Annotated in this window: 26 protein-coding genes and 1 riboswitch; of the genes, 15 read left to right on the top strand and 11 right to left on the bottom strand. The window is 35.8% G+C overall.

The features are described 5' to 3' along the window. Positions 1 to 188 precede the first annotated feature (188 nt). A complete protein-coding gene (locus RCH13_RS09660) occupies positions 189 to 521 on the bottom strand; it encodes a hypothetical protein (protein ID WP_326987029.1) in 333 nt (110 codons plus the stop codon). Between the two features lie 39 nt (positions 522 to 560). Between RCH13_RS09660 and RCH13_RS09655 the strand changes: the two genes are divergently transcribed. Together RCH13_RS09655 and RCH13_RS09650 are read left to right on the top strand one after the other, a co-directional pair. Further along, positions 561 to 761 (top strand): DUF5522 domain-containing protein, encoded by a 201-nt coding sequence (locus RCH13_RS09655; RefSeq protein WP_326987028.1) that lies wholly within the window; start codon positions 561 to 563, stop codon positions 759 to 761. A gap of 64 nt (positions 762 to 825) precedes the next feature. Further along, positions 826 to 1359, top strand: coding sequence for a DUF4136 domain-containing protein (locus RCH13_RS09650; protein WP_326987027.1), 534 nt, complete (start codon positions 826 to 828; stop codon positions 1357 to 1359). Positions 1360 to 1595: 236 nt separating this feature from the next. Here the strand turns inward: RCH13_RS09650 and pafA are convergent, their stop codons facing one another. Together pafA and RCH13_RS09640 are read right to left on the bottom strand one after the other, a co-directional pair. After that, complete coding sequence (gene pafA, locus RCH13_RS09645) at positions 1596 to 3239, bottom strand: alkaline phosphatase PafA (protein ID WP_326987026.1); 1644 nt, start codon at positions 3237 to 3239, stop codon at positions 1596 to 1598. A gap of 203 nt (positions 3240 to 3442) precedes the next feature. Beyond that, entirely contained in the window at positions 3443 to 4369 is a 927-nt protein-coding gene (locus RCH13_RS09640; RefSeq protein ID WP_326987025.1) for a malate dehydrogenase, read from the bottom strand. A 301-nt stretch (positions 4370 to 4670) separates the two neighbouring features. On the opposite strand from RCH13_RS09640, the gene epsC reads away from it, so the two are divergent. Then, positions 4671 to 5486, top strand: coding sequence for a serine O-acetyltransferase EpsC (gene epsC, locus RCH13_RS09635; RefSeq protein WP_326987024.1), 816 nt, complete (start codon positions 4671 to 4673; stop codon positions 5484 to 5486). 141 nt (positions 5487 to 5627) lie between these two features. Next, entirely contained in the window at positions 5628 to 6557 is a 930-nt protein-coding gene (cysK, locus tag RCH13_RS09630; RefSeq protein ID WP_326987023.1) for a cysteine synthase A, read from the top strand. Between the two features lie 74 nt (positions 6558 to 6631). On the opposite strand, the gene RCH13_RS09625 is transcribed toward cysK, so the two are convergent. From RCH13_RS09625 to RCH13_RS09600, 6 genes are all read right to left on the bottom strand, one after another. Then, entirely contained in the window at positions 6632 to 7369 is a 738-nt protein-coding gene (locus RCH13_RS09625; protein WP_326987022.1) for a hypothetical protein, read from the bottom strand. 205 nt (positions 7370 to 7574) lie between these two features. Then, positions 7575 to 7826, bottom strand: a complete 252-nt coding sequence (locus tag RCH13_RS09620; protein ID WP_326987057.1) for a T9SS type A sorting domain-containing protein — start codon at positions 7824 to 7826, stop codon at positions 7575 to 7577. Positions 7827 to 7897: 71 nt separating this feature from the next. Continuing rightward, positions 7898 to 8563 carry a phosphatase PAP2 family protein gene (locus RCH13_RS09615; protein ID WP_326987021.1) on the bottom strand — a complete coding sequence of 222 codons (666 nt, stop codon included), beginning with the start codon at positions 8561 to 8563 and terminating at the stop codon, positions 7898 to 7900. A gap of 148 nt (positions 8564 to 8711) precedes the next feature. Continuing rightward, positions 8712 to 9728 carry a nucleoid-associated protein gene (locus tag RCH13_RS09610; protein ID WP_326987020.1) on the bottom strand — a complete coding sequence of 339 codons (1017 nt, stop codon included), beginning with the start codon at positions 9726 to 9728 and terminating at the stop codon, positions 8712 to 8714. A gap of 217 nt (positions 9729 to 9945) precedes the next feature. Continuing rightward, positions 9946 to 11844, bottom strand: a complete 1899-nt coding sequence (gene dnaK / locus RCH13_RS09605) for a molecular chaperone DnaK (protein WP_326987019.1) — start codon at positions 11842 to 11844, stop codon at positions 9946 to 9948. 250 nt (positions 11845 to 12094) lie between these two features. Further along, positions 12095 to 12478, bottom strand: a complete 384-nt coding sequence (locus RCH13_RS09600) for a c-type cytochrome (RefSeq protein WP_326987018.1) — start codon at positions 12476 to 12478, stop codon at positions 12095 to 12097. A 140-nt stretch (positions 12479 to 12618) separates the two neighbouring features. Here RCH13_RS09600 and RCH13_RS09595 point away from each other — a divergent pair, with 140 nt between their 5' ends. The 8 genes from RCH13_RS09595 (at position 12619) to RCH13_RS09560 (ending at position 19860) form a co-directional block, all read left to right on the top strand. Further along, on the top strand, positions 12619 to 13107 hold the full coding sequence (locus RCH13_RS09595) for a c-type cytochrome (protein WP_326987017.1): 489 nt from the start codon (positions 12619 to 12621) through the stop codon (positions 13105 to 13107). Between the two features lie 35 nt (positions 13108 to 13142). After that, a complete protein-coding gene (gene nosZ, locus RCH13_RS09590) occupies positions 13143 to 15143 on the top strand; it encodes a Sec-dependent nitrous-oxide reductase (protein ID WP_326987016.1) in 2001 nt (666 codons plus the stop codon). Positions 15144 to 15292: 149 nt separating this feature from the next. Then, positions 15293 to 15892, top strand: a complete 600-nt coding sequence (locus RCH13_RS09585; protein ID WP_326987015.1) for a hypothetical protein — start codon at positions 15293 to 15295, stop codon at positions 15890 to 15892. Positions 15893 to 15907: 15 nt separating this feature from the next. Then, positions 15908 to 16318 carry a nitrous oxide reductase accessory protein NosL gene (locus RCH13_RS09580; RefSeq protein ID WP_326987014.1) on the top strand — a complete coding sequence of 137 codons (411 nt, stop codon included), beginning with the start codon at positions 15908 to 15910 and terminating at the stop codon, positions 16316 to 16318. A 7-nt stretch (positions 16319 to 16325) separates the two neighbouring features. Beyond that, the gene (locus RCH13_RS09575) at positions 16326 to 17552 is read left to right on the top strand and encodes a nitrous oxide reductase family maturation protein NosD (RefSeq protein WP_326987013.1); all 1227 of its coding nucleotides are present in this window, start codon (positions 16326 to 16328) and stop codon (positions 17550 to 17552) included. Positions 17553 to 17600: 48 nt separating this feature from the next. Then, on the top strand, positions 17601 to 18314 hold the full coding sequence (locus tag RCH13_RS09570; RefSeq protein WP_326987012.1) for an ABC transporter ATP-binding protein: 714 nt from the start codon (positions 17601 to 17603) through the stop codon (positions 18312 to 18314). A gap of 71 nt (positions 18315 to 18385) precedes the next feature. After that, a complete protein-coding gene (locus tag RCH13_RS09565) occupies positions 18386 to 19153 on the top strand; it encodes an ABC transporter permease subunit (protein WP_326987011.1) in 768 nt (255 codons plus the stop codon). 155 nt (positions 19154 to 19308) lie between these two features. Beyond that, positions 19309 to 19860: a fasciclin domain-containing protein gene (locus RCH13_RS09560; protein ID WP_326987010.1), complete on the top strand. Its 552-nt coding sequence runs from the start codon at positions 19309 to 19311 to the stop codon at positions 19858 to 19860. Between the two features lie 88 nt (positions 19861 to 19948). On the opposite strand, the gene RCH13_RS09555 is transcribed toward RCH13_RS09560, so the two are convergent. After that, positions 19949 to 21163, bottom strand: coding sequence for a hypothetical protein (locus tag RCH13_RS09555; protein ID WP_326987009.1), 1215 nt, complete (start codon positions 21161 to 21163; stop codon positions 19949 to 19951). Further along, the gene (locus RCH13_RS09550; RefSeq protein ID WP_326987008.1) at positions 21163 to 21759 is read right to left on the bottom strand and encodes a Crp/Fnr family transcriptional regulator; all 597 of its coding nucleotides are present in this window, start codon (positions 21757 to 21759) and stop codon (positions 21163 to 21165) included. Before RCH13_RS09550 ends, RCH13_RS09555 begins: the two co-directional genes overlap by 1 nt. A 107-nt stretch (positions 21760 to 21866) precedes the next feature. Between RCH13_RS09550 and ppk1 the strand changes: the two genes are divergently transcribed. From ppk1 to RCH13_RS09535, 3 genes are all read left to right on the top strand, one after another. Further along, positions 21867 to 23933: a polyphosphate kinase 1 gene (gene ppk1, locus RCH13_RS09545; protein WP_326987007.1), complete on the top strand. Its 2067-nt coding sequence runs from the start codon at positions 21867 to 21869 to the stop codon at positions 23931 to 23933. Between the two features lie 50 nt (positions 23934 to 23983). Beyond that, complete coding sequence (locus RCH13_RS09540) at positions 23984 to 24310, top strand: NTF2 fold immunity protein (RefSeq protein ID WP_326987006.1); 327 nt, start codon at positions 23984 to 23986, stop codon at positions 24308 to 24310. Between the two features lie 25 nt (positions 24311 to 24335). Then, a riboswitch (cobalamin riboswitch) is annotated at positions 24336 to 24510 on the top strand. A gap of 29 nt (positions 24511 to 24539) precedes the next feature. Continuing rightward, positions 24540 to 26363, top strand: coding sequence for a TonB-dependent receptor plug domain-containing protein (locus tag RCH13_RS09535; RefSeq protein ID WP_326987005.1), 1824 nt, complete (start codon positions 24540 to 24542; stop codon positions 26361 to 26363). The last annotated feature ends 9 nt before the right edge of the window (positions 26364 to 26372 follow it).

Here is a 26372-nt window from a genome sequence, read left to right as displayed (position 1 = left end):
AAATTTTAAAATAGCCAAATCTGCGCCCCGGCCAGAGTGGAGCTCTTTTTGTGTAGCAAAACAGAACAAAAAAGCGGGAATCTCGTAAACATGACGAGAGAATTGTGCGCCCCAGTTTAAACACTAATTTATTAATTGAGGCAAGAACAAAAAAAAACTTTAAACTGAGATTGCTTCTTTCCTCGCAATTATTTTAAAATATATTTCCAGAAACTCCAGAATTTTCTTGTTTCCAAATAATTTAAATCGTTTTCCATGGCGTATGCTTCGCGCTCAAAAGAGATGGATTTATAGGCGAGAAAAGAATCTTTCAATTTGAATAGGAGAAAATAATATTCCATAACATACCACACATAAAAGAAGATCACCAACAATTCCGCCTGTTGACGAAGGTGGATTTTTTCGTGGTTCACCAGAATTTTATTGTGCAAATCTGACCGATTTTTTAGCAAAATAAAAGGGAAAAGAGTGATCCCCGAAATTTTTGTATTTTTGAGAAGTCTTGTGCTAATAAGGATCATGAGACAAAGATATTAATTTCAGGAAAGCTGATTTAACTTATGTACCAAAAAATCATCAAAGAAAACGAAGACTTTTACTTTAACGAACAAGGTTACAAAGTTTTTACAGAAGCATATCACTTGAAACGCGGTTATTGCTGCAAAAGTGGTTGCAAACATTGTCCTTTCGGGTACGATAAAAAGACAGACACTTTTAAAAAACCAGTGAGAAAGGAGGCCAAACCAAATGCAGAAGGATAAATGATGGATTAAAAGACAAATAATTGAGCATTTAAATACCCACAACAATATAATTTACCAAATCATGAATAAAAAATATATCATCCTTTTATTGGCTTCGGCTACTTTGGGTCTCGCTTCTTGCAGCCCTTTTCAAGTGAAATCTGACTATGCAGAAACTGCAAACTTCAATGAATACAAAACGTATAAATTGCGGATTGACGATTTGAAAATGAATGATATTGATCAAGACCGCGTTTTGAATGAAGTTTCTAAACAGCTTCAAATGAAAGGCATGAGTGTTTCTGAAACTCCAGATCTTATCGTCAACGTAAAAGCCAATCATAAAAAAGTTCAGGACATCCAAAGTAACAGACCTTATGGAATGTACGGTTGGGGCGGACCTTTCGGTTGGGGAGTTGGCATGAACAGAACCTGGACCTCTAATTACAATCAAGGCGCATTAATCTTAGATTTAATTGATGCCAGAACGCAAAAATTAGTTTGGCAAGGTGTCGGAAGCGGTATTTCCGTAGATTCTCCAAAATCAAAACAAAAACAAATTCCGGAAATTGTAGCGGAAATTATGGCGAACTATCCGCCGAATAGAATGAAATAATTTTTTAGAAAATATTGAAGACTGCAGAAATGCGGTCTTTTTTTTGACCTCATAAGTAATTAGCTAACTCATAAGTCACAGAAGTTCTTTCTATTGAAATTCAAAGTACACACAAGTTCTAAGCAAAAATTTTTGAAGTTGAATTTGTGAAATTCATGCAAGATTTATATAATTCGTTTTTAAAATTCCCAAAAAAAAAAGCCACTCGAAAGCGGCTTTTAAATATTATCATTAAATTATTTTCCGATGGCTTCTGTAATCGGGTTTCCAATATTTCCGCTTGGAAATTGAATGTGTAGTAAAGCTGATAATGTAGGTGCAATGTCCGTCATGCTATATTCTTTATTGCTTTCCCCAGCTTTAATTCCCCATCCCATAAAAACTAAGGGAATATGAGAATCGTAAGAATTCCAAGAACCATGTGTTGTTCCCAATTTTGAATAACTCGGCAACCATGAATCATGGAAAATTATTTGGATATCACCACTTCTTTGCCAAGTATAACCATTTACAATTCTACTTCTAATTGGTTCTGGAATAGAAGACGCACCCGCTTTTTTCATGTCTACCGCAAATAAAACTGAAGGATCTAAATTGATATAATCTATCAAAAACTGTTTAGCTTCATTACCATCTATTTTATTACTTATCATTAATTTATCATCAAGATAGACTTGATTATTAGTCACTTCGGAAACTAATTTGTCAATTCCTAATTTATCTTTCAACAATTGATTATAATCTTTTTCAGAAGTTTCTCCGTAAAATCCAGTGGGCATTTTCATTTCATCCATAAAACCTTTTGCATGAGCACCACCATGATCTGCAGAGAGAAAAACAGTGTATTGATCTTTTCCTACCGTGCTGTCTAAATGCTTAAAAAACTCCGCCAAATCTCGATCTAAACGCAAATAAATATCTTGGACTTCAATGGAGTTAGGTCCAAATTTATGTCCAGCGTAATCTGGAGAAGCTAAATTTACCGCGAGGAAATCCGTAACCGCATCTGCTCCTAATTGTTCTCCTTTAATTGCTGCTTTGGCAATGGCAAGCGTTAAAGTATTTCCAAAAGGTGTGTATTTAATTTCGCCTTTCTTACTTTTATAATCAGCCGCGAGATTGCTGTAAGGAAAAACTGGCGTTTTCGCACTTCCAAGTAAACCTTCCCACGGAGAATTATCTGGGGAACTTTCTGTGTATTGATTAATTGGCAATAATGTATTCCATCCATCTTTTACCAAGCCCTCTCCTACTTTTAAATCATTAAAATCTTTCACCCATTTCGGCAAAGCTTCCATATAATAAGTACTGGTCACAAAATCTCCCGTGGTATCATCAAACCAAAAAGCTCCGGTTGGATTATGTCCCGCTGGAAGAATTGAAGCGCGGTCTTTTAAAGAAACTCCGACTACTTTTGCCTGCATGTTGGTTGCTAACCGAAGTTCGTCTGTAATGGTAGTCGACCATAAATTACGTGGTGATTGATTACCAATTTTCGCGTTCATTGTACCCACAGATTTTACCGTATTATCTTCTGTACAATAAATGTTTTTTCCCGTGGTCTTATCAAACCAATCATTTCCGGCAATTCCATGAATCGCAGGAACGGAACCTGTGTAAATGGTGGTGTGACCAATTGCAGTATAGGTTGGAATATAATTAATATGAACATTATTGAGCGAATAGCCCTGATTTAAAAGGCGTTTGAAACCATCATTCTGGTATTTTTCATAGTATCGATACAAATAATCCCATCTCATTTGATCCACGACCAATCCAACAACGAGTTTTGGCCTTTCGATTTGAGATGATTTGTTTTTTTGAGCATTGAAGCCAGTTGAAAGAACGGTTAAAAATAGAATACCGATATTTTTTAACATAAGAAGAGATTTATAAATGTTGAATTTAAAGGTCAAATTTAAGGGTTTAAAACTGAAGAACAGAATGAACTTTTCATGAATTTTGAGAAATAGATGAAAGAAAAATTGAATGATTTATTTGATATTGCTTCATTCCTGGCAATGACAAAAAAGAGAAAACGCACCTTCGAAAAGATGCGTTTCTATATTAAATGATGATTTTCTTAGAATTTCAAATCACCATTAACTTCTCTTACTGCTTTTGCAGCCGTAGCAAATTTTTCTTTTTCTGCGTCTGTTAGAGAAATTTCAACAATTTTCTCCACGCCATTTGCGCCGATAATTGCAGGAACTCCTAAACAAATATCGCTTTCGCCATATTCTCCGTCCAACATTAAGGAACAAGGAATCATTTTTTTGTGGTCGCAAAGAATTGCTTGAACCATCACAGAAACTGCGGCTCCTGGAGCGTACCAAGCGGAAGTTCCCAATAATTTTGTAAGAGTTGCACCTCCAACTTTAGTTTCTTCTTCTACGAAAGCTTGTTTATCCGCACCTAGAAATTCGGTAACTGGAACTCCATTTCTGGTTGCTTTACTCATCAAAGGAAGCATTCCTGTATCACTGTGAGCTGCGATTACCATTCCATCTACGTCGGAAATCGGACATTCTAAAGCTTCTGCTAATCGGTATTTAAAACGTGCAGAATCTAAAGCTCCACCCATTCCGATAATCTGATTTTTTGGAAGTCCAGAAGTTTTGTGAACCAAGTAAGCCATCGTGTCCATCGGATTTGAAACCACGATGATGATTACGTCTGGCGAATGTTTTACCAAGTTTGCAGTCACCTCTTTCACGATTCCAGCGTTGATTCCGATGAGTTCTTCACGTGTCATTCCTGGTTTACGTGGAATTCCGGAAGTAATTACGGCAACTTTGGAACCTGCAGTTTTGCTGTAATCTCCAGTTGTTCCGGTAATTTTGGTATCGAAACCATTTAGAGAAGCGGTTTGCATTAAATCCATCGCTTTACCTTCGGCAAAACCTTCTTTAATATCTACTAAAACAACTTCTGCGGCGAAATCTTTCATCGCGATGTATTCTGCGCAACTTGCACCAACTGCTCCTGCTCCAACTACGGTAACTTTCATATTAATTTATTTATTTATTTATTTTTAATGGAAATATGGAAACTTGCGTTTTCATATTTTTATTATTTATTTTTAAAGGTAATTTAGAATCTGTCGTTTCCTTTTGACTCTCATTTTATTTAGAATTCAAATTTACGAAATGTTAAAGTTTTGAGCAATTTTTGTTCTTACTAAAGTTTTTCCGCTGACTTTAAACATGGTTTTCATTTATTCGATGCATTGTTCGTATTGTTAATTCTTACCTTAAATCAAGATTAGGCAGTAAATTATAAACTAAATTTGTTCAAAATTACAGAAGTAAATGGGATTTGCTAAGAAACTTCATGAAGGTTATTCCAACCGAAAATACGACATTGACAAGAAGAAAATCGAGGATTTTATTGATCGATTTTTTCGTTTTATTTTTTTTCTGGAATATCAAAGATGTTCGGAATTGAGCAATATTGAAAGCAGACTCAATGAATTCAAAGAAGAATTTAAAGAAATTTTATGTTCGGTTACGGAAGATCATGAAACCCTGAAAACCGATTCTTTCTTTGCTAGTTTCCCGATGATTTATGAAATGCTGGAAAATGACGCACAAGCAATTTTGGATAATGATCCAGCTGCAAAGAGTCTGGAAGAAATCATGTTTTCTTATCCTGGATTTTTTGCAATTGCGGTATATCGCTTTGCTCACGAACTTTACGAAAATAACATTCCCTTAATTCCAAGAATTTGGACGGAATTTGCGCACAGCAAAACCGGAATCGATATTAATCCCGGAGCCAAAATTGGAGCCCATTTTTTTATTGATCACGGCACAGGAATTGTGATTGGGGAAACCACGGTAATCGGTGATCACGTGAAAATTTATCAAGGCGTCACTTTAGGCGCATTGTCTGTGGCGAAAAATTTGCAGAATATTAAAAGACATCCAACCATAGAAAATGGCGTCGTGATTTATGCAAATGCCACGATTTTGGGAGGAGAAACAACCATCGGAGAGAATGCTTTAATAGGTGGAAATGTTTGGATTACGAGCAGTGTGGCTTCCAATTCGGTAGTCTTTCACAAAGGTCAAGTAACGGTGAAAAATAAATTCCCCGGAAATGAGCCGATTATTTTCAGTATTTAAAAGAAGTATTCTTTTGCAGCCCGACCTGAATGGAGCTCTTTTTTATGGTGAGATGAGCTTGCCGAAGATTACCATAAAAAAAGCGGGAATGGAGGGCGGAAAAAGCTGCCCAAATAATTAATAATCTTAAAAATTTATATTATGAAATTGAACAATATATTAGAAGCCATCGGAAATACTCCCTCGGTAAAAATCAATAAAATATTTCCAGATCACGAAGTTTGGATGAAATTAGAAAAACAAAATCCAGGCGGAAGTTTGAAAGACCGAATTGCTTTGGCCATGATTGAAAAAGCCGAAAAAGAAGGAAAAATAAATAAAGACACGCTTATTATAGAACCTACTTCTGGAAATACTGGAGTTGGTTTAGCCATGGTTTGTGCGGTAAAAGGGTACAAACTCGTTTTGGTGATGCCAGAAAGTATGAGTGTAGAACGCAGAAAATTGATGAGTTCTTACGGAGCTTCCTTTGTTTTAACTCCGAAAGAAGAAGGAACAAGTGGCGCGATTAAAAAAGCCACAGAAATGGCAGCTGAAATTGAAAATTCTTGGATTCCGCAACAGTTTGAAAATTCTGCAAACCCTGACGTTCATGCGGCCGTAACTGCTCAGGAAATTTTAAATGACTTTCCAGATGGGTTTGATTATTTGATTACAGGAGTTGGAACAGGTGGTCACATTACGGGTGTGACGGAAGTTTTAAAGAAAAAATTCCCGAACATGAAAAGTTTCGCGGTAGAGCCGAAAGATTCTAATGTGATCAGTGGCGGAAAACCTGGACCGCATCCGTTACAAGGAATTGGCGCTGGATTTATTCCGAAAAATTTGAACACCGATCTTTTAGATGGAACCATTCAAGTTGAAAAAGCAGAAGCTTTTGAATTCACGAAAAGATTAGCGGCTGAAGAAGGAATTTTAGCCGGAATTTCCACAGGAACTTCCGTAGCCGCAGTTCAACAAAAATTGGGAGACCTTCCAAAAGGAGCCGTGATTTTAACTTTCAATTACGATACTGGAGAAAGATATTGGTCAGTAGAAGGACTTTTTGAAGAAAATATCTATACGCCTTAAAAATAAAATCTTTAAGACTAAAGGGAATCATATCGACCTTAAAAATAAAAATCCTGCATTGCTGCAGGATTTTTCTATTTGTATAATTTCTGGCATTTCTCGCAGACATAGGTTTTTCGTTTTACCTTTCCCATCTCTGCAATCAGCAATTCTTTTTTATCTTTTGGGCAGATTTTTTTACCATAGGCCCAAGCCAATTCTTTTACTTCGTCTGTTTTCATTAAATCTAAAAACTCTTCTGCATAAGCGACCACGGCTTTCATTAAGAATTGTAATTTCTTTTCAGGAATTTCCCTCACGATGCTTTCTGGATGGATTTTTGCGCGATACAGGACTTCTACGCGAATAATGTTTCCCACTCCCGTGAACACATTTTGGTCCATCATCACATCTCCAATCATTTGATCTGCATATTTTGGCAATTTCAATTCATTGATGATGAATTCTGAATCAAACTCTGGTTTTAAAATATCGGTTTTGAAGTTATATAAATCTTTCGGAGCACCTCGATGTAGCTTCGTTTTCGCGACATAAAAATTAATTTCAGCATCAGAAAAATGTAGAGCGAAACTCGCGTTGACCTTTTTCCTCTTATTCACGAGCATACTCCCGAAAAGTCCTAAATGAACGCCCACAAAAAAATCTTTAAAAACAAAAAGCAGATTTTTGCCATAGGTATCGATATCTACCAATTTTAGATTGGTGATTTCAGACTTATCCATGTCGCCGTATCCCGACGCTTCGGAAACTGTCTTGCTTTTATAACGGGATAATTTATTTTTTAAAAATAATATGGAAGGACCTTCTGGCATTGCATTCTGTTTTTTGAAAATCTTAATTAACGTAGTTTTAAGTATACTGAACTTCTGTTTTTTTTAAGATTCTAGAAATTTTTACTGTAAATTTCAAATTTACGATTTGTCTTGGTTCCAGACAAGCGAGAGACGTTACTCCCGCTAAAAATATCAAAAAAAAAGACTGCCTTGTTAGACAGTCTTCATTTTATTGATTTGTATTTTATTTTTTAATAATCAGTTTAATGGTTTTTTCTGTAGTTGAAGTTTTAACTTTAACTAGATATAAACCACCGGAAAGATTATAATTGTTTACATTTAAAGTGGCTTTATTGCCATTTCTTGCAACTTTATTGCTGTAATCTCCAATCAGTTTTCCTGACATATCATAGAGCTGTACTACAACTTGGCTTCCTACTTCAGCGTCAAACTTAATGTTAAATTCTCCGTTTGAAGGATTTGGATATAGTACAATATATATTAATATTTTACTCTTATTTACAAATATACCTGTATAAAATTAACATCGGATTCTTAATTATGCAATTAAGTCAATGGCCACCATTTTCTATAAACATAAATCATTAAAAAAAGCCAAGAATAACCCAGACAAAATCCGCCTAGGACATCACTTGCATAATGAACGCGTAGATAAATCCTGCTTAATCCAATAAGCAGAGATAGACAAATTAAAAGTGTCATGATGATGTATTTCCAACTCTTCAAAAGGTCTGTTAACCAAACAAAGTAGGCTAATGTTCCATAAAATATAAAGCTGAATGTAGCATGACCACTGGGAAAACTGAATGTTTCTTCTTTGTGCAGTAAAGGATAAGGTGGTCTGGGTCTTACAAACCCAAATTTCATTGTTGCAATGAGCAGTAATCCACCGAGCAGAGTAAACGCGGTAAAATTGGCTTTTTTATGATTTTTAGTGAAAAGCAAAATGATTATTAGTAAAGCAGTTGCACCCATCATAAAACTAACAGAAGCGAAGTTGGTAACCGTGGCCATGAAATCTGTGAGATTCGCTTTTACGATGTAGGTTTTAAAAAACTTGAAAACTTGAAAATCAATATCCTCTTCTTTCTCTATCACAATTTCATCAGTAATCACAAAGAGTACAAACAAAGAAGCAATAAAAAAGAGTAAAGAAATAATTATTTTCGGAGATAAACTCCTATAGTAATTCTTAAATGCTTGAATAATCATACATTGATTTAAACGGTATTAAACTGCTAAAACTGGGAATTGATCAACATCTGTTTTGAAAAAATTAAAGTCAAATTTCTCACCTTTCATTCAGATGCGAAACCGTTTTTCAGCGCAGAAAATGAAATTTCTAACCTTTCTAAACAACTTATTTCTCTTCTTCGAAGTATAAACGGTAATATTTTCCATGCTCGTCTTGACCTTGCTCAATTTTTTTTCGGTCGCCGTGAACGTAAATAGAAAAATTTTTATCCAGTTTGATGATGCTTTTAAAATAGCGCTGGTTTTTTTTCACTGCGGTTTGGTTAATCGGGAATTCTTCTGAAATAGAAACCTGCATTTCTTGTTCGTAATCCGTTTTATAATTCACAAAACTTTCGATAACGTTTTTATCCGCCAAAACTTCAGTGGTAAATTCTTCAAAGTCAAAAGTTTCCTTTTCTTTAAAAAAATTGAGCGACTTGGTGAGAAAATCTGCTTGATCAGGCTTGTTCACATCAAATTCTTGGGGCAATTGTTTGATGACGAAATCTTTAAAAACGGAAAGCGTTTCTTGCGTGTGAAAATATTCATCATCTCGCTGCCGAATTTTTAAAAAATCTTCAAACCAATAATATTGATCTCCATTCTTATTATTGTCTACCACAGAAATGGCGTAACCTGTTTCCTTATCCGTGTTGTAAATGAGGCAACCTTTGTCCAATTTTGCCAGGGAAATTCCGTAATCTTTATCGATTTCATAGTTTTCCTCCTTTAAATTAATTTTTAAAAAAGGCTTTTTATCTTCTGTTTTAAAAATTCCAATGGAATCGATTTGAGAACCATCTTCCATTAAACCACCTTCAAAATAAACCACGAAAACCTCACCACCTTGAACGCGGGTGTTTTGTGTTATTTCAAATAGATGTTTCGCAATATTTTCAGACTCGAAACGGAATTTATCTCTGTCTTCAAAGATTTCTGCTACAGAAGAATATATCGGATTTAAGGATAAATAGGAATCACTGTAAAACTGAAATTGCTCTTCAGATTTAAAGGCATTGATGAAATAATCAGTCAGCAATTCTTTCATTTCATCTTCTACCTGAAGTTCAGTTTCCGAAAGAAAAAGATGTTCCTGATTGATTTTGTTTCCTACTTTATGGACGATTATTTTGGAGAGCATATTTGTACTTTTTATGAGTGCAAAGATATTTATATTCAGCGCAAATCATCACCCAGAATTATAAAAATAATTTGCAGGAGCTATCACATTCTTCAAAATTTGCCTTAATGGTATTTGAACTAATTTTCATAAATACTCTTGATTTCAGATTTTGAACAAAAAAATTCCCCAAGTTTTCACTCGGGGAATTTAGTTTAACAAACTTATGGAAAATGAATTACTTCACTTCTTCAAAATCAGCATCCTGAACATCTTCTGCTCCAGAATTTGCGCCTGCATTTCCTTGAGCGCCATCTTGTGGCTGTCCTTGTTGTGCAGTATTGGCGTACATTTCTTCCGAAGCTGCCATCCAAGCTGCATCTAAGGCTTCAGTTTTGGTTTTAATTGCTTCTAAATCTTTTGCTTCAAAAGCAGTAACCAATTCTGCATGTGCTGCTTCTACGGCTGCTTTTTTATCTGCAGATAGTTTATCGCCAAACTCTTTCAGTTGTTTTTCTGTAGAGAAAATTAAACCGTCTGCTTTGTTGATTACTTCAACCTCTTCTTTTTTCTTCGCATCAGAGGAAGCATTTTCTTCTGCTTCTCTTTTCATTCTTTGGATTTCATCATCTGAAAGTCCCGAACTTGCCTGAATTTTGATGGTTTGTTCTTTTCCTGTTCCTTTATCTTTGGCAGAAACACTTAAGATTCCGTTGGCATCAATATCGAAGGTTACTTCAATTTGAGGCGTTCCTCTTGGAGCCGGTGGAATGTCTGATAAATCAAAACGTCCGATTTCTTTGTTGTCATTGAACATTGGTCTTTCACCTTGTCCAACTCTAATGGAAACGGCAGGTTGGTTATCACTTGCCGTAGAGAATGTTTCTGATTTTTTAGTTGGAATAGTAGTATTCGCATCAATTAATTTGGTGAATACTGAACCCATTGTTTCAATTCCTAAAGAAAGTGGCGTAACGTCTAATAATAGAACGTCTTTCACATCGCCGCTCAAAACTCCACCCTGAATCGCAGCTCCTAAAGCGACTACCTCATCAGGATTTACTCCTTTGGACGGTTTTTTACCGAAGAATTTCTCTACTTCTTCCTGGATAATTGGGATTCTGGTAGAACCACCTACTAAAATAACTTCGTCAATATCTGTAATCTGAAGACCAGCATCAGATAATGCTTTTTTACAAGGATCCATTGATCTCTTCACTAAATCTGCCGCCAATTGCTCAAATTTCGCTCTTGTCAAAGGTTTAACCAAGTGTTTTGGGCCTGTTGCAGTTGCGGTGATATAGGGAAGATTAATTTCCGTTTGTGCAGAAGACGATAATTCAATTTTCGCTTTTTCTGCTGCTTCCTTTAATCTCTGTAAAGCAATTGGATCACCTTTTAATTCTACGCCTTCTTCAGCTTTGAATTCGTCTGCTAACCAATTAATGATCACATCATCAAAATCATCACCTCCTAAGTGTGTATCTCCATTTGTAGATAATACTTCAAATACTCCATCTCCTAAATCAAGGATAGAAATATCAAAGGTACCACCACCTAAATCGTAAACTGCAATTTTTTGGTCTTTATGACTTTGATCTAAACCATAAGCTAATGCTGCTGCAGTAGGCTCATTAATAATTCTTTCTACCGTCAAACCTGCGATTTCTCCAGCTTCTTTTGTAGCTTGTCTTTGTGCATCATTGAAGTATGCAGGAACAGTAATTACGGCTCTTGTTACTTCTTGACCTAAATAATCCTCCGCAGTTTTCTTCATTTTCTGAAGAATCATTGCCGAAATTTCTTGAGGTGTATATTCTCTATCATCGATTTTTACTTTAACCGTATCATTTGGTCCGCTCACCACTTTATAGGGAACACGGGAAACTTCTTTCGCATCATCCTTAAAGTGTGTACCAATAAATCTTTTGATTGAATAAACTGTCTTGGTAGGGTTCGTTACTGCTTGTCTTTTTGCAGGATCACCTACTTTTCTTTCTCCATCTTCTGTAAAAGCTACGATGGAAGGTGTAGTTCTTTTACCTTCTGCATTAGGGATTACAACAGGGTCTTTACCCTCCATTACGGCAACACAAGAGTTGGTTGTTCCTAAATCAATTCCAATTATCTTACTCATAGTATCAATATTTTATGTTCTTATTTTAGTTACGTTCCAATTCTCCAATTTTGTACCATAGAACAAAGTGTGACATATTGACAGATTCGTATCATAAGTGGTCATCTATTTTGATTTTCATAACCTGAAAATAGGGGATCATAGTGTCCCAAGATGAAAGATACAAGAGGGTTCATCGGGGATTTTGGGCATAAAAAAGCACCCTATTTCTAAAAACAAAGTGCTCCTCTTTAAACAATTAAAATAACAGTTATTTTTTCAAGGTCAATATATATTCTACCATTTTTTTTGCATTGGCTTCACTCATTCCTTTGTGTGCACTCATCGGGATTTCTCCCCAAACTCCTTTACCACCCTCAATAATTTTGGTTGCTAACATATCAATATCTGCATCTGTATATTTATCTGCAACTTCCTGATAAGACGGTCCAACCACGCGGGAATCAATTTTATGACATGTAAGACAATCTGCACCTTCAATTAATGCAAGACCTTCATGTTTATTAGCTGCAGCTGAATCTAAAACTTTAAAGGCTGGCTCTTCTAGCATTACGTTGGATTCTTTATCAGATTCCAAATTTTTATTGCAAGAAAATATCGATAATAAGGCAAAAAGCGCAATGTATTTATTCATCTTTCTAATTTTTAACAAATTTAGTAAAAATTTGCTCCACAAATATGGCGATAAATATCATACTAAGCGTATGACTGTAGTCATACGAGGAGAACTGTTAATGATGGTACTTTTGACCTATAAATTTAAACAATAAACATATGAAACTCTTAAAAACACTAGGTCTTGCTACAATCACTTTTGCATTCCTTTCTTGCGAGGGAGACAAAAAAACAGATTCTGTTCCTACTGCATCAGGAACGGAAACCACTGCCACTGCAGAAACTACAGCCGATGCATCATCCTACGATCCAAATAGAGGCTTAGGGAAGCATGACAAAATTGACGTGAGTAGTTTTGATCCCGCTTTAGCTGCTGCCGGCAAAGGAATAGCGGAAGTGAAGTGTACCTCTTGCCACAAACCAACAGAAGAAAAATTAGTAGGTCCAGGTTGGAAAGGAGTGACCACCAGACAAACTCCTGAATGGATTATGAACTTTATCTCTAATCCAGACCCAATGATCGATGTGGATCCAGAATTACAAAAACAATTAGAATTGTGTTTGGTTAGAATGCCAAACCAAGGTCTTGCAGACAATGAAGCTCGCGAAATCCTAGAGTATATGCGGGAAATTGACGGAGCGAAGTAAGGATCAAAATTCAAAAATTAATAATCAAATATAAAATGAAAAGTCTAAAATTATTCGGACTCTCTACCATTATTGCCGTAAGTGCTCTAACCAGTTGTAAGCCGAAAGGAACAGAAACTGCTGTAAGTGGTGATGCTGCTGAGAGAGTTTATGTAGCTCCCGGAAAATATGACGAGTTTTACAACTTTGTCAGCGGTGGTTTTAATGGACAGGTGAGTGTCTACGGTTTGCCAAGTGGAAGATTGCTGAAAGTTCTTCCTGTTTTCTCTGTTAACCCAGAAAACGGGTATGGTTACAGTGAAGAAACGAAACCCATGTTAGAAACTTCTCACGGATTTATTCCTTGGGATGATCAGCATCACCTTTCACTTTCCCAGACTAATGGTGAAGTAGACGGAAGATGGCTCTTCGCCAATGCTAATAATACTCCACGTGTTGCAAGATTAGATCTTAAAACTTTTAAAACGGTAGAGATAATAGAAATCCCTAATTCCGCGGGTAATCATTCCTCTCCATTCCTTACAGAAAATACGGAGTACGTAGTTGCAGGTACCAGATTTGCCGTTCCTACAGATGACCAAAACGGTGACGTTCCAATCAGCACATTCAAAGAAAACTTTAAAGGTGTAATCTCTTTTATCGGAATTGACAAAGAAAGTGGGGAAATGGATATTGATTTCCAGATAGAAGCACCGGGAATTAACTTTGACCTTTCTCATGCAGGTAAGGGAAAATCAGCAGACTGGTTCTTCTTCTCCTGTTACAATTCTGAAAAAGCCAACACCCTATTAGAAGTTAACGCCTCCCAAAATGATAAAGATTTCATTATGGCGGTGAACTGGAAAAAAGCTGCAGAAATGGCGAGAGCAGGTAAAGGTAGAAAAGTGGCTACAGAATATGTTCACAATAAATGGGATGAAAGCACGCATTCAGCAACTTCTACCATGAAAAAAGAAGTCTTGGTTCTTTCTGTAGAAGATATGAAAGATGCAATGTATTTTATTCCTTGCCCGAAATCTCCACACGGATGTGATGTTGACCCAACAGGAGAATACATTGTAGGATCTGGTAAACTAGCTGCCTTAATACCGGTTTTCAGTTTTGATAAAATTCAAAAAGCGATTGCAGACAAAGCTTTCAGCGGAGAATATGATGGTGTGAAAGTCATTAAATATGAAGCAGCACTTTATGGTGAAGTTCAGAAACCAGGTTTAGGACCTTTGCATACAGAATTTGATGGTCAAGGAAACGCTATTACTTCCATGTTCGTGTCATCTGAATTGGTGAGATGGAATATAAAAGATCTAAAAGTAATTGATAGAGTTCCTACTTTTTACTCTACAGGTCACTTAATGATTCCAGGTGGAGACTCCAAAAAACCTTTCGGGAAATATGTGGTAGCCTACAATAAAATTACGAAAGACAGATATCTTCCAACAGGTCCAGAATTGGCACAGTCTGCTCAATTATTTGACATTACAGGAGACAAAATGAAACTCCTTCTAGATTTCCCACTCTTTGGCGAGCCGCATTACGCACAAGCTTTACCAGGGGAAATGCTCTCTAAAACTTCTGTAAAATTCTTTAAAATAGAAGACAATAAACACCCTTATGTAACGAAAGGAGAAAAGGAAAGTAGGGTAGTAAGAGAAGGCAACAAAATACATGTCTACATGACCTCCATCAGATCTCACTTTGCACCAGATAATATTGAAGGCGTAAAAGTTGGTGATGAAGTTTATTTCCACGTAACAAATCTTGAACAAGATTGGGATGTGCCACATGGATTTGCCATCAAAGGAAACCAAAATGCAGAACTGCTCATCATGCCAGGTGAAACATGTACACTGAAATGGGTGCCGAAAAAACCAGGAATGTATCCAATGTATTGTACCGATTTCTGTAGTGCCCTTCACCAAGAAATGCAGGGTTATGTAAGAGTTTCTCCAGCCGGAAGTAATACGCCGCTGATCTACTCTCTCAATAACAAAAAAGACAACGCGCAAAGTCCCGTGAAAGTCGCAGAAACCAAATAAATTTTATTACATAAAGGGCAGTTTTACTGCCCTTTTTCTTTTTGATGATATCAATCACTTTGTGCAAAAGGTTGCTTTAAGAACCATTTAAAGAACCGACCTTTACCTAGCAAACTCATCGTAAAAAAACGTATTTAAATACTAAAAAAATGAAGAAAAAAACATTACATCAATATTCCAGAATGACACTCATTTTCCTTGGGATCTGTCTTGTTGTTTCTATTTTTGTTCCTATGTGGTCCATTTATCTGGAGGCTCCACAATACCCAGAAGGACTTTCTATGTTCCTCTGGTCTTATAAAATCTCCGGCGATTACGAAATTATTAACGGCTTAAACCATTATATCGGCATGAAGACGATTCATCAAGAAGATTTCTGGGAATTTAAAATACTTCCTTATGCTTTAGGGTTTTTCGCACTCCTATGCTTTTTGGTCGCCTACCTCAATAAAAAAGCTTTACTCTATGCAGCTACAGTCTTATTCTTAATATTCGGAGTTGCGTTTATGGTGGATTTCTACATGTGGGAGTATGATTATGGACACAATTTAGATCCACATGCGGCCATTATTGTTCCAGGCATGTCTTACCAACCTCCCTTAATCGGATTTAAACAATTGCTGAATTTTGGCGCGTATTCTTATCCCAATATTGGCGGTGGAATTATGATGGGCGTTGCAGCTATTTTGGTTATCTTAGCCATTATTGAATTTAAAAGACCTGTGGACACAGTAGATTTAAACTCGTAATTAAAAAACTTTTCTATGAAATTTTCAAAAACGTCTCTCCTACTTTCCTTCGTAATTACTTTAATGGCTTGTCAAGATAGTGGTCCGCAAGATTTTCTTCTCGGGCAAGACCAGTGCGATAATTGCAAGATGACCATTACTGACATAAAATATGCTACAGAAATGATTACAGAAAAAGGCCGTATCTATAAATTTGATGACCTCAGCTGTATGACTATGTACGAAAGCTCCGAAGTAGAAAAAGCCAAAAATGCCCAGTTTTATGTTATTGATTTCCCTTCAGAAAAATTTGTAGAAAAAGCCAATGCTACTCTTGTTCAAGGTGGAGCCATAAAATCCCCCATGGGTGGAAACACACAAGCTTTCGAAAATATTTCGGTGGCAGAAAAAGCGGCAGCTGAGTTAGGTGCTGCTGTAATTAAATAAAAAATTCATGTTCAGACTTGTGTTTCTCTTTTTACCCCTCTTCTTTTTCTGCAATGATTTAAAAGTCGGTAAAAAAGAACAGTTTAAAACCATAAAACATGCGGTCTCTGCTGCTAAAAGTGGCGACCGTATTTTTGTAGAATCAGGCATTTATAAGGAGGGAAATATCAGCATTGATAAACCACTTTCTTTAATCGGTATTGGCAGACCTGTATTAGATGGGCAGATGAAATATGAGATTTTGTCTTTCCGCGCCAATCACATCAACTTAAAAGGTTTTAAAATTATCAACTCTGGAGAAGACGAAATTGAAAATATTGGCGCTGTACGTTTGTATGACAGTCATTATTCTACCATTGAAAATAATATTTTCGAAAATAATTACTTTGGAATCTACATTCAGAGAGGCTATAAATGTTTGATTCAAAATAATAAGATCACCTCTCATCGATCCAGATCTCAAGAAGGAGTTGGGGATGGAATTCATGCTTGGGTGAGTGACGAAATCTGGATCAAAAACAACTATATTGAAGGTCAAAAAGATGGAATTTATCTGGAAAAAGTGACCAAATCCTACATCTACCGCAATTATTCCAAAAAGAATCTCAGATATGGTTTGCATTTTATGTTTGCAGATGATAATGTTTATGTAGAAAACACCTTCGACAATAATAACGCTGGAGTTGCCGTGATGTACAGCAATAATGTAGGAATGACGGGCAATAGCTTTATCAATAATTGGGGCGATGGCAATTATGGATTACTGCTAAAAGACATTAGTTTCAGCAAAATAAAACACAACAGATTTCACAGCAATACTGTTGCTATCTTTCTGGATGGTGCTACAAAAATTGATTTGTTTAAAAATGATTTTCAAAGCAACGGTTGGGGAATGAAAATCAATTCTAACTGTATGGAAAATCGGGTGATTGAGAATAATTTTATCAATAATACCTTTGATGTGAGCACGAGTGGCTCCATGGCGATGAATGATTTCAAAAAAAATTATTGGGACAAATATGAAGGTTATGATTTGAATAAAGATCAAATTGGGGATATTCCCTTTCACCCTTTAAGTTTGTACGCCGTTTTGGTAGAACGAAATCCTGCCGTAATGCTCCTTTTTAAAACTTTCTTTGTAGACCTTTTGGATAAAACGGAGAAAATTATTCCGAGTTTAACGCCTGCAAGTTTTGTTGATGAGCATCCACTGATGAAAAAAGTGAACCTTTAAAAAAGAAAAAGGAATTTTTACGAAAGTTTAATATTCTGGGAAAGTGATATGATAGAAGTAAGAAACTTAACGAAAACATTTGGCAAGTTCAAAGCGTTGGATGATTTGAACCTCAACTTTACTGATGGGAAATCCATCGCTCTGATTGGTCCCAATGGTTGCGGAAAAACAACGCTTATTAAATGTATTTTGGGTCTTAATGTGGTAGAAGATGGCGATATTTTGGTAGAAGGCAAAAGTGTAAAAGATGATTATCTCTACAGAAATAATATTGGTTACATGCCTCAAATTGGGCGATATCCGGAAAACATGACCATTAAGCAAACCCTCAAAATGATTAAGGACACGCGGAATATTGCTGATGATTTACTGGATACAGAACTTTTAGAAGCTTTCGAGCTGGAGAAATTGTATCCAAAAAAAATGGGCACACTTTCTGGTGGAACCACTCAAAAGGTAAGTGCAGTTTTAGCCTTCATGTTCAACCCGAAAATTATTATTCTGGATGAACCTACCGCAGGACTGGATCCATTAGCTTCAGAAATTTTAAAAAATAAAATAATTAAGGAGATTGCTAAAGGAAAATTAATCATCATCACCTCTCACCTCTTAAGTGAATTAGATGATATGATTAGTGAAATTGTGTTTTTGAATGAAGGAAAAATGATCATTCATCAGTCGGTGGAAGATTTAATGACGGAGAGAAAAACTGAAAAAATATCAGAATCCATCATCAGCATTTTGAAGGAAATGAAAAACTAAATTTCTTCTATCTTCTTCCTTCGGTATTCGTTAAGTTAAAAATTGCTTTGGTTCCGGCCAAAAATCAGATTATGAACAAGATTGCGCGCTTTATTTTATTCGATATTCTAAAAAATAAAATTGTCATTTTTTATACTATTTTGCTATTCATTATTTCTTGGTCCGTTTTGGGCTTAGAAAATAATTATACGAAGGCTACTTTAAGTTTATTAAATGTGGTACTGCTTGTAGTTCCTTTGGTAAGCATTATTTTTTCTACCATTTATGTCTATAACAGCAGCCAATTTATAGAGTTGCTCCTCAGTCAACCTGTGGCGCGGGTAAAAGTTTGGTTCAATATTTTTTTAGGACTTTCTACGGCCTTAGTATTCGCCTTTCTTTTGGGTTGCGGCGTCCCAATTCTACTCTATTCCTCCATTGAAACTGGTTTTTCCCTTATTATCAGCGGTGTTTTACTCTCCATCATATTTACTGCCTTTGCAATGCTATCTGCCATTTCTAGCCGAGATCGCGCAAAAGGAATTGGAATTTCTATTTTCATTTGGCTCTTTTTCAGTATTATTTATGATGGCGTATTGTTGATGTTGATGTTTCAGTTTGCAGATTACCCCATAGAAGGAATTATGGCAACGTTGGCTGGTTTAAATCCCGTCGGTTTAGCCAGGATTTTCGTTCTGCTCCAATTAAATATCTCCGCCATGTTAGGTTATGCAGGTGCAATTTTTCAACAGGTATTCGGTTCAGGCGGCGGCATGGGAATTTCTATGCTGGTTTTACTAATTTGGGCCACTGTCCCATTTGTGCTCTCTTTGATAAAATTCAACAAAAAAGATTTGTAGAATTCTTTCTCTTTAAGCGAAGTAATTTCGCCGTTCTTCCGTTAATTTACTACTAAGAAAATCTGATATTTATCACCATATCAAATCTATTTACTATGACCGCGGTCATACACAAACTTCTAAAGTCTGCGTAAATTTATTCAAAATTAAAACAGATGAAAAGGTCTCTACTTATTCTCGGCATGATTGGATTTGCCCTTGTTTCCTGCAATAAATCGGAAGCAACAACCAGTGAATCTTCTACCTCTACAGAGAGTGTTGGTCATGGTCAAGATGGAATTCAAGATGATGACTCCAATCCAAACGTAGTTCAACTAGCCGCAAAAACTCCAGAACTATCAACCTTGGTTACAGCCGTGAAAGCTGCGGGATTAGCAACTTCTCTAAGTAATGCAGGACCGTTTACAGTTTTTGCTCCACTAAATTCGGCCTTTGACAAACTGCCAGAAGGTACGGTAGAAGGATTATTGAAACCAGATAAAGTAGATGATTTATCAGATATTTTGGGATATCACACTTATGTGGGGGTCATCAAAGAAGATCAAATGAGTGATGGCCAATCTTTAGGAATGGTTAGTGGTAAAAATATAAAAATCACCATGGTAGACGGAAAACCTCTTATCAATGGGAAAGCTAAAATTGTACAAACGGTTCCCGCGTCAAACGGAATTGTTTATGTGATTGATGAGGTCTTACTTCCCGAATAAAATAAATAAGTAGTTTATTAAATTTAGTGTTTGGAATGGCTTTTCATTAGTTTGAAAAGCTATTTTTTTGCCTTGTTTTTAAAATCACTTATAGCAATTTCTTCTCCTTCATGTTGATAAAGAGGATAAAAATAGAAACCATCATCAATACAGAGAATACCAAAAGAAAGAGGTTCGCGAAGGGAATTGAAATATATTTGATAGAAAAAACACCCATTAAACCGAGCGTAAATTCATTCAGAAATATACCGAGAAGCAAAAGTTTCAACCCGAGAAGAAGTGATTTAGAGATAATGAAAAAATTAGTGGCTAAAATCTGATTAATGATGAACGTTGCAATGCACATAAGTAAAACCAAATGAAGATAAGCAATCACCACATTTCTAAATCCAAAAGCAAATTGATTGACCACCGGAATGGTTGATCCTAATTGCAAAATAATCTTCACCGCAAATGCGAGAGCTGCAAATAAGAGCACGAATCGTTGCATCGGTGACCATTTTAAAACCAAATTAATCCAGTTTTTCCTTACGAACTTTAAGAGCATGAATGCGCCTACAGTTTGTGCAATGGCGGCTATCACAATGACGGTAAAAATTGCAACCGGTATTTTCATCCAGAGTACAGAAAGTCCGTAACCTACCAAACATCCGAAGAACGAAAGCCAAAATAGGAGTTTATTCTGCCGTTCATCAATGGGTGCATTTATTTCCTTTAAAGAAAAAAGCAGCAACCCAATACAAGAAAATATAAAAAAACCATTGTACTGAAAGTGAAGATAGTAATATTCTGCAGCCAGAAAATAGTCCCGCGAAACCAATCCCGAAATCTTCATATAACCGAGTGAAAAAACTCCGACTGATGAAATCACCGCGAAAAACAATCCTGCTAAAAACCAAATTTTAGAGGAATCTGAGATTTTTGAAGAATCACGCAAAAAGAAATAAAAGAAAATAAAACTACAAAGCAATGCGGCAGTAGAAGCAGCAATGGAACCCCAAAAATATCCGCCATAAATAAAGCTGAAAAGCATAGCAAAGGACGCCACTAAATTTACAATGATTAATCCCTGGTATTTTTTTAAGTTAATGCTCGCATTTATTTTCCCTAGATAAATTACGATTAAAACATAAAGCGCATTGGTAATCCAACCATAAAACGCAAAATGAGAATGCGCTTCTTGCAAATGTTTTTGATCTACAAAAGGCAGGGAGAACATTATTTTATAGCGCATAATTACGCCTAGAACAGCCACAATAAGAAAATTAAAAACCGAAAATTTAAGCCAGAAAGTCTTTTGCATTAGTAGTGAATTTTATGATTTATGAGTTCTAATTTTCCATCTTTTTCCATTTTCTTTACCGTGCGGATCACTGTTTCTACAGCTAAACCTGTGGAATTGGCCATTTCTTTTCGGGTAACATGTATGATTATTTTATCCTCCAGCTCAATTCCGATGCTTCGTTTATGAATTTTTAAAAAATTAATAATTCTTTCACAAGGATTTAAATGAGCGATAGATTTCAGCTTCAATGTCTTATCGTACGCTTTTCTCGCGATTTCTTTCGTAAATTGTAGCAGCACATCGGGGTGATCCACCATGAATTTTTGAAAAAGATCTGGGCTGAAACTAAAAATTTCTGCACTATCACTTGTGATTACCGCATTTGCGGGATACCTTTCTCCTAGCAGAAACGGGGGTTCCCCCAAAAAATGCCGATCGATTACTTTAGAAATCAAAAATTCTTTTCCCTCAGAATCAGTGTTATAAATGGTGATTTCTCCCACCAGTAGATAATGAAGTTGTGTGGCTTTTTGATCTTCCCGAAAGAGAAAATCTTTCTTCTTCAAGTGATGAACGGGAATTTTATTTTTTACTAAAATTTCTTTTGAAAACATGGTGAGCATTTCCCTCAAATTTAAGAAAATTTAACCTTTTAAACGGCCTAAAAACCAAGTAAAAACGCGAGAAATTACCTATTTTTGAGAAAATCTAAAGCTTTATAATGTCAAATCAATTTAATCCAAGAGATATTACCTGGTTGTCTTTTAATGAACGCGTTCTTCAGGAAGCGATGGATGAAGAAGTGCCGCTGCATTTAAGAATTCGCTTCCTTGGAATTTTCTCCAATAACCTAGATGAATTCTTTCGGGTACGCGTTGCAGGTTTAAAACGCGCCATGGATTTTAAAGATAAATTTATCACGGAATCTTTTTACCAACCGCCTACCAAAATCTTGCAGAACATTAATGATATTGTGATTCAGCAGCAACAAAACTTTGATAAAACCTGGAAGAAAATCCAGGTCGATATGGCGGATCACCATATTTTTATTCGGAATGCTAAAAACTTGTCCAAAAATCATCAGGAGTTTGTGACGAAGTATTTTGATGAAATGGTAGAAAGTAATGTGATTCCCATATTGCTCAATGAAAATTCCCCCATGCCTTATCTGCGTGATAAATCCCTCTATATGGGAATTGCGATGCGCAAAAAAAAGTTTCAATATGAAAGTAAATTTGCCATCATAGAAGTTCCCTCCAAAATTTTAGGACGATTTGTTTCTTTGCCAGATGAGGACAATATCACGCACAATGTGATGCTTTTAGAAGACGTAATTGCCTTTAATCTTCCACACATTTTTTCTTATTTCGGGTATGATGAATTTCAGGCGCATTGTTTTAAAGTTACAAAAGATGCCGAATTTGATTTAGATAATGACATTAAAACAACTCTAGCAGAAAAAATAGAAAAAGGTATAAAATCCCGCCGAAAAGGTAAACCTACGCGTTTCGTTTTTGATAAAGAAATGGATAAGGCCTTGCTAGAATTCTTGATCAGAAAATTAAACCTCAGTAAGAAAGACAGCATTATTCCAGGTGGAAAAATTCATAATTTCCGACATTTTATGGACTTTCCAGATGTTTTCGAGACCGATTTAAAACCGGTAGAAAGAACTTCTTTTGACCATCCAGAATGTGTAGGGAAAAGAATTACAGACGTCATCCAAAAATCCGATATTCTACTCAATTTTCCCTACCATCATTTCACGCCTGTAATAGACTTGTTGCGGGAAGCCGCCATGGATCCAGAGGTGAAATCAATTCAAATTACCGCCTACAGATTGGCAAGCAATTCCAAAGTGATTAATGCCCTAATCAATGCGGTACGAAATGGAAAAGACGTGACGGTGATGTTGGAACTTCGCGCCAGATTTGATGAAGAAAGCAATTTGCGCTGGAAGGAAATTTTGGAACAAGAAGGCGTAAAAGTTTTAGTGGGAATCCCCAACAAAAAAGTGCACGCAAAACTCTGCGTTATTAAAAAAAGATCTCAAAATAAAACCTTGCAGTACGGTTTTGTGAGTACAGGGAATTTTAATGAAAAAACTGCAAGAATTTATGGTGACCATCTATTGATGACGAGTGACAGAGCAATTATGGCAGATATCAACAAAATATTTATGGTGCTGCGTAAACCAAAAGAAGACATCACAACTGCCCTAAAATCTTGCAAAAATTTGTTGGTGTGCCCCACTTCTATGCGGGAGAAAATTATCCATCACATTGATAAAGAAATTGAGGAAGCCAAAGCAGGGCGCAAAACCCTCATCATTATTAAATCAAATTCTCTAAGTGACCGCATTTTAATTTCTAAATTGTATGAAGCTGCAACGGCAGGCGTAGTAGTTAAATTAATTATCCGCGGAATTTATTGCGCCGTGAATCAGAAAGATTTTAAAGAGAAATTGATGGCAATTAGTATTGTAGATGAATATTTGGAACACGCCAGAGTCATGTATTTTTATAACAAAGGGAGTGAAGACACGTACATTTCTTCCGCCGATTGGATGACAAGAAATCTGGATTATAGAATTGAGGCTGCGGCTAAAATAACGCAGAAAAATTTAAAGAAAGAGATTAAAGATATTTTAGAAATTCAGCTCAATGATAATGTTAAAGGCAGAATTTTGGATAAAAAACTGAGCAATTTTTACGTAAAGTCTGGTGATAAAAAAATCCGGTCCCAAATTGAAACGTATCATTATTTAAGAGAGAAGGCAAAAGTTTAAAAAACCAATTGAAAAGCATAAGCGTAAACATTAACCAATTCTAAATAGGTTTGATTCCAATAATTACGATTACACTCAGGATGAGACTTACTATTTCTTTCCTTTTGTTAATAATTTCTTGCGGTAAAAGCGAGAAACTGAATTCAAATAAAATTCTAACAGATGAAGAATTGGCCATTCAAATTGCCGAAAAAAAATGGAGGGAAGTTTATGGAAAGAAAGCAATGGCAGAAGAACAACCTCTGAAAGCCAAAAAAATTAACGATAGTATTTATTTTGTTGAAGCAACATTCAGTAGCACTGGTTTTGGTGGAGTTGCTTTCGGAGAAGTTGACATTAAAAACAAGGTGGTTCTAAATTACTCCCACGGAAAATAAAATTGAAACTTTAAACTTTCGCCCATTCAGATTTAATACTTACCTTCGCCACGCTTTTAGAAAAGGGAATCATGTGTAAATCATGGGCTGTCCCCGCAACTGTAAATCACCAAAAAGGAACTGCAATACAACCACTGAGCAATCGGGAAGGTGCAGTTTTGTGAAAGTCAGGAGACCTTACTACAAAGCATTAACATAAAAAAATGCTTTCGGAGGAAAGGCCTGAATAATGACTATAAGACACCAATTTTCTGCTGCGTTCCTGTTTTGTTTTTTGTTGAGTTTTGCTCAGGAGAAGGCTATTGACACTGTTTACATATTCGATAATCAGTTAAAAAATTCTAAGAAATTTCAAAAAATCCAGACTTTAAATCAGGAAGATTTATTGAAAAACACGACGAATCTTTCGGAAGTTCTGCGTTTTCAATCTCCCGTTTATATTAAAGAAAATGGTCGCGGAATGGTTTCTTCGCCTTCTTTTCGTGGAACTACAGCCCAACAAACTGCTTTTGTTTGGAATGGAATTAATATTAATTCAATATTTTTAGGACAGGGTGATGTCAACAATCTAAACCTTCTTAGTTATGACCAACTCGAAATAAAATCTGGCGGCGGAAGTGTAATTTACGGAAGTGGTGCCATCGGTGGAACCATTCATTTAAACAACGAACTTTCTTTTGATAAAGGTTTTCATTCTACTTTATTTCTAGAAGGTGGTTCTTATCATACCATCAATTCTTTTCTAAAAACTTCTTACAGCGACGATAAACTTTCTATTAAAATCTCGGGGAATTTTGTAAAAAGCGATAATGACTATGAAGTACCGGAAAAAAATTATGTCAACCTAAATGGGGAATATGATAACCGTACTTTCAATTTAGGAGCGGCTTATAAAATCAATACGAAAAACAGATTGTCTTGGCAAACTCAAATTTATGACGGTGAACAGCATTATCCTACTTCTGAATTTGGGACCAAAACTAAATACTTAAGCAATACTTTTAGGAGTTTACTTGCCTGGGATTTCATTTCAAAAAAAATAAATAACAGTTTCAAAGTCGCTTATCTTCAAGATGATTTTCAATATTTTAGTAACATCAACCAACCTAAAAGCAGTGGTGGTTCGGGCGACTCTTATTTCGCTAAAAATGATTTTAATTATTTCTTCAATAATCAACTGGCCTTCAATTTAATTACCGAATACCACTTCGACAAAGGAGAAGGTTATCAATCTGGTATTGCTGGTGTCAGCAGAAATGCAGGTTCAGTTGCAGGTTTGCTAAGATGGAATCCAAATCAGGTGTTAAATTTTGAAGCAGGCGTTAAAAAGGATTTTGTGGAGGAAATCGCAACTCCAGTTCTTTATTCATTTTCTGGAAAGATGAATGTTACCAATTGGTATTCTTTTGCCTTAAATATTTCAAAAAACTTCAGATATCCTTCCTTCAATGATCTTTACTGGAAACCTGGTGGAAATTTAGATTTAAAACCAGAAGTTTCTCATCAAGCTGAATTAGGAAACAATTTTAAATACCAAAATTTTAAATTAAACCTTACTCCTTATTATATCCAAATAAAAGATATGATAAGATGGTTGCCAACTCCCAATGGCTACTGGTCTCCGGTGAATACCAACAACGTGGAATCTTATGGTTTAGAATCGCAACTGGATTTCGAAAAAGCGTTTGAAAATCATCAAGCAAAATTATCTATTGGCTACGTCTACACTCATTCTAAAGACACGGATACAGACCTATTTCTAATGTATGTACCTCAACATAAAATTTTCGGAAATGCGACTTACAAATATCGTTTTGCGGAGATCTTTGTTCAGGGAATGTATAATGGATTGACTTATACCACGAGTGACGAAGCAATTCGTGACGCCATCAACCCGTATTTTGTAATGAATGCCGGGGTGAATTTGACCTTTTTGAAAAACTACCAAATCGGATTTAAAATCAATAATATTTTTGATGAAATCTACGAAACCACCGCTTATTTTCCTTTGCCAAAAAGAAATTACAGCGCCAATCTTTTAATTAACTTTTAAATAAATATA

It is taken from the genome of Chryseobacterium sp. MP_3.2, from assembly GCF_035984805.1.
Taxonomy (GTDB): domain Bacteria; phylum Bacteroidota; class Bacteroidia; order Flavobacteriales; family Weeksellaceae; genus Kaistella.
The sequence above is the reverse complement of the archived record's forward strand: the minus strand, read 5'-3'. Positions and strand labels throughout refer to the sequence as shown.

Excerpts from the sequence above, each read along its gene's own strand:
- RCH13_RS09660 (WP_326987029.1), bottom strand. The coding sequence starts at position 521 with ATGATCCTTATTAGCACAAGACTTCTCAAAAATACAAAAATTTCGGGG.
- RCH13_RS09655 (WP_326987028.1), top strand. The coding sequence starts at position 561 with ATGTACCAAAAAATCATCAAAGAAAACGAAGACTTTTACTTTAACGAA.
- RCH13_RS09650 (WP_326987027.1), top strand. The coding sequence starts at position 826 with ATGAATAAAAAATATATCATCCTTTTATTGGCTTCGGCTACTTTGGGT.
- pafA (WP_326987026.1), bottom strand. The coding sequence starts at position 3,239 with ATGTTAAAAAATATCGGTATTCTATTTTTAACCGTTCTTTCAACTGGC.
- RCH13_RS09640 (WP_326987025.1), bottom strand. The coding sequence starts at position 4,369 with ATGAAAGTTACCGTAGTTGGAGCAGGAGCAGTTGGTGCAAGTTGCGCA.
- epsC (WP_326987024.1), top strand. The coding sequence starts at position 4,671 with ATGGGATTTGCTAAGAAACTTCATGAAGGTTATTCCAACCGAAAATAC.
- cysK (WP_326987023.1), top strand. The coding sequence starts at position 5,628 with ATGAAATTGAACAATATATTAGAAGCCATCGGAAATACTCCCTCGGTA.
- RCH13_RS09625 (WP_326987022.1), bottom strand. The coding sequence starts at position 7,369 with ATGCCAGAAGGTCCTTCCATATTATTTTTAAAAAATAAATTATCCCGT.
- RCH13_RS09615 (WP_326987021.1), bottom strand. The coding sequence starts at position 8,563 with ATGATTATTCAAGCATTTAAGAATTACTATAGGAGTTTATCTCCGAAA.
- RCH13_RS09610 (WP_326987020.1), bottom strand. The coding sequence starts at position 9,728 with ATGCTCTCCAAAATAATCGTCCATAAAGTAGGAAACAAAATCAATCAG.
- dnaK (WP_326987019.1), bottom strand. The coding sequence starts at position 11,844 with ATGAGTAAGATAATTGGAATTGATTTAGGAACAACCAACTCTTGTGTT.
- RCH13_RS09600 (WP_326987018.1), bottom strand. The coding sequence starts at position 12,478 with ATGAATAAATACATTGCGCTTTTTGCCTTATTATCGATATTTTCTTGC.
- RCH13_RS09595 (WP_326987017.1), top strand. The coding sequence starts at position 12,619 with ATGAAACTCTTAAAAACACTAGGTCTTGCTACAATCACTTTTGCATTC.
- nosZ (WP_326987016.1), top strand. The coding sequence starts at position 13,143 with ATGAAAAGTCTAAAATTATTCGGACTCTCTACCATTATTGCCGTAAGT.
- RCH13_RS09585 (WP_326987015.1), top strand. The coding sequence starts at position 15,293 with ATGAAGAAAAAAACATTACATCAATATTCCAGAATGACACTCATTTTC.
- RCH13_RS09580 (WP_326987014.1), top strand. The coding sequence starts at position 15,908 with ATGAAATTTTCAAAAACGTCTCTCCTACTTTCCTTCGTAATTACTTTA.
- RCH13_RS09575 (WP_326987013.1), top strand. The coding sequence starts at position 16,326 with ATGTTCAGACTTGTGTTTCTCTTTTTACCCCTCTTCTTTTTCTGCAAT.
- RCH13_RS09570 (WP_326987012.1), top strand. The coding sequence starts at position 17,601 with ATGATAGAAGTAAGAAACTTAACGAAAACATTTGGCAAGTTCAAAGCG.
- RCH13_RS09565 (WP_326987011.1), top strand. The coding sequence starts at position 18,386 with ATGAACAAGATTGCGCGCTTTATTTTATTCGATATTCTAAAAAATAAA.
- RCH13_RS09560 (WP_326987010.1), top strand. The coding sequence starts at position 19,309 with ATGAAAAGGTCTCTACTTATTCTCGGCATGATTGGATTTGCCCTTGTT.
- RCH13_RS09555 (WP_326987009.1), bottom strand. The coding sequence starts at position 21,163 with ATGCAAAAGACTTTCTGGCTTAAATTTTCGGTTTTTAATTTTCTTATT.
- RCH13_RS09550 (WP_326987008.1), bottom strand. The coding sequence starts at position 21,759 with ATGTTTTCAAAAGAAATTTTAGTAAAAAATAAAATTCCCGTTCATCAC.
- ppk1 (WP_326987007.1), top strand. The coding sequence starts at position 21,867 with ATGTCAAATCAATTTAATCCAAGAGATATTACCTGGTTGTCTTTTAAT.
- RCH13_RS09535 (WP_326987005.1), top strand. The coding sequence starts at position 24,540 with ATGACTATAAGACACCAATTTTCTGCTGCGTTCCTGTTTTGTTTTTTG.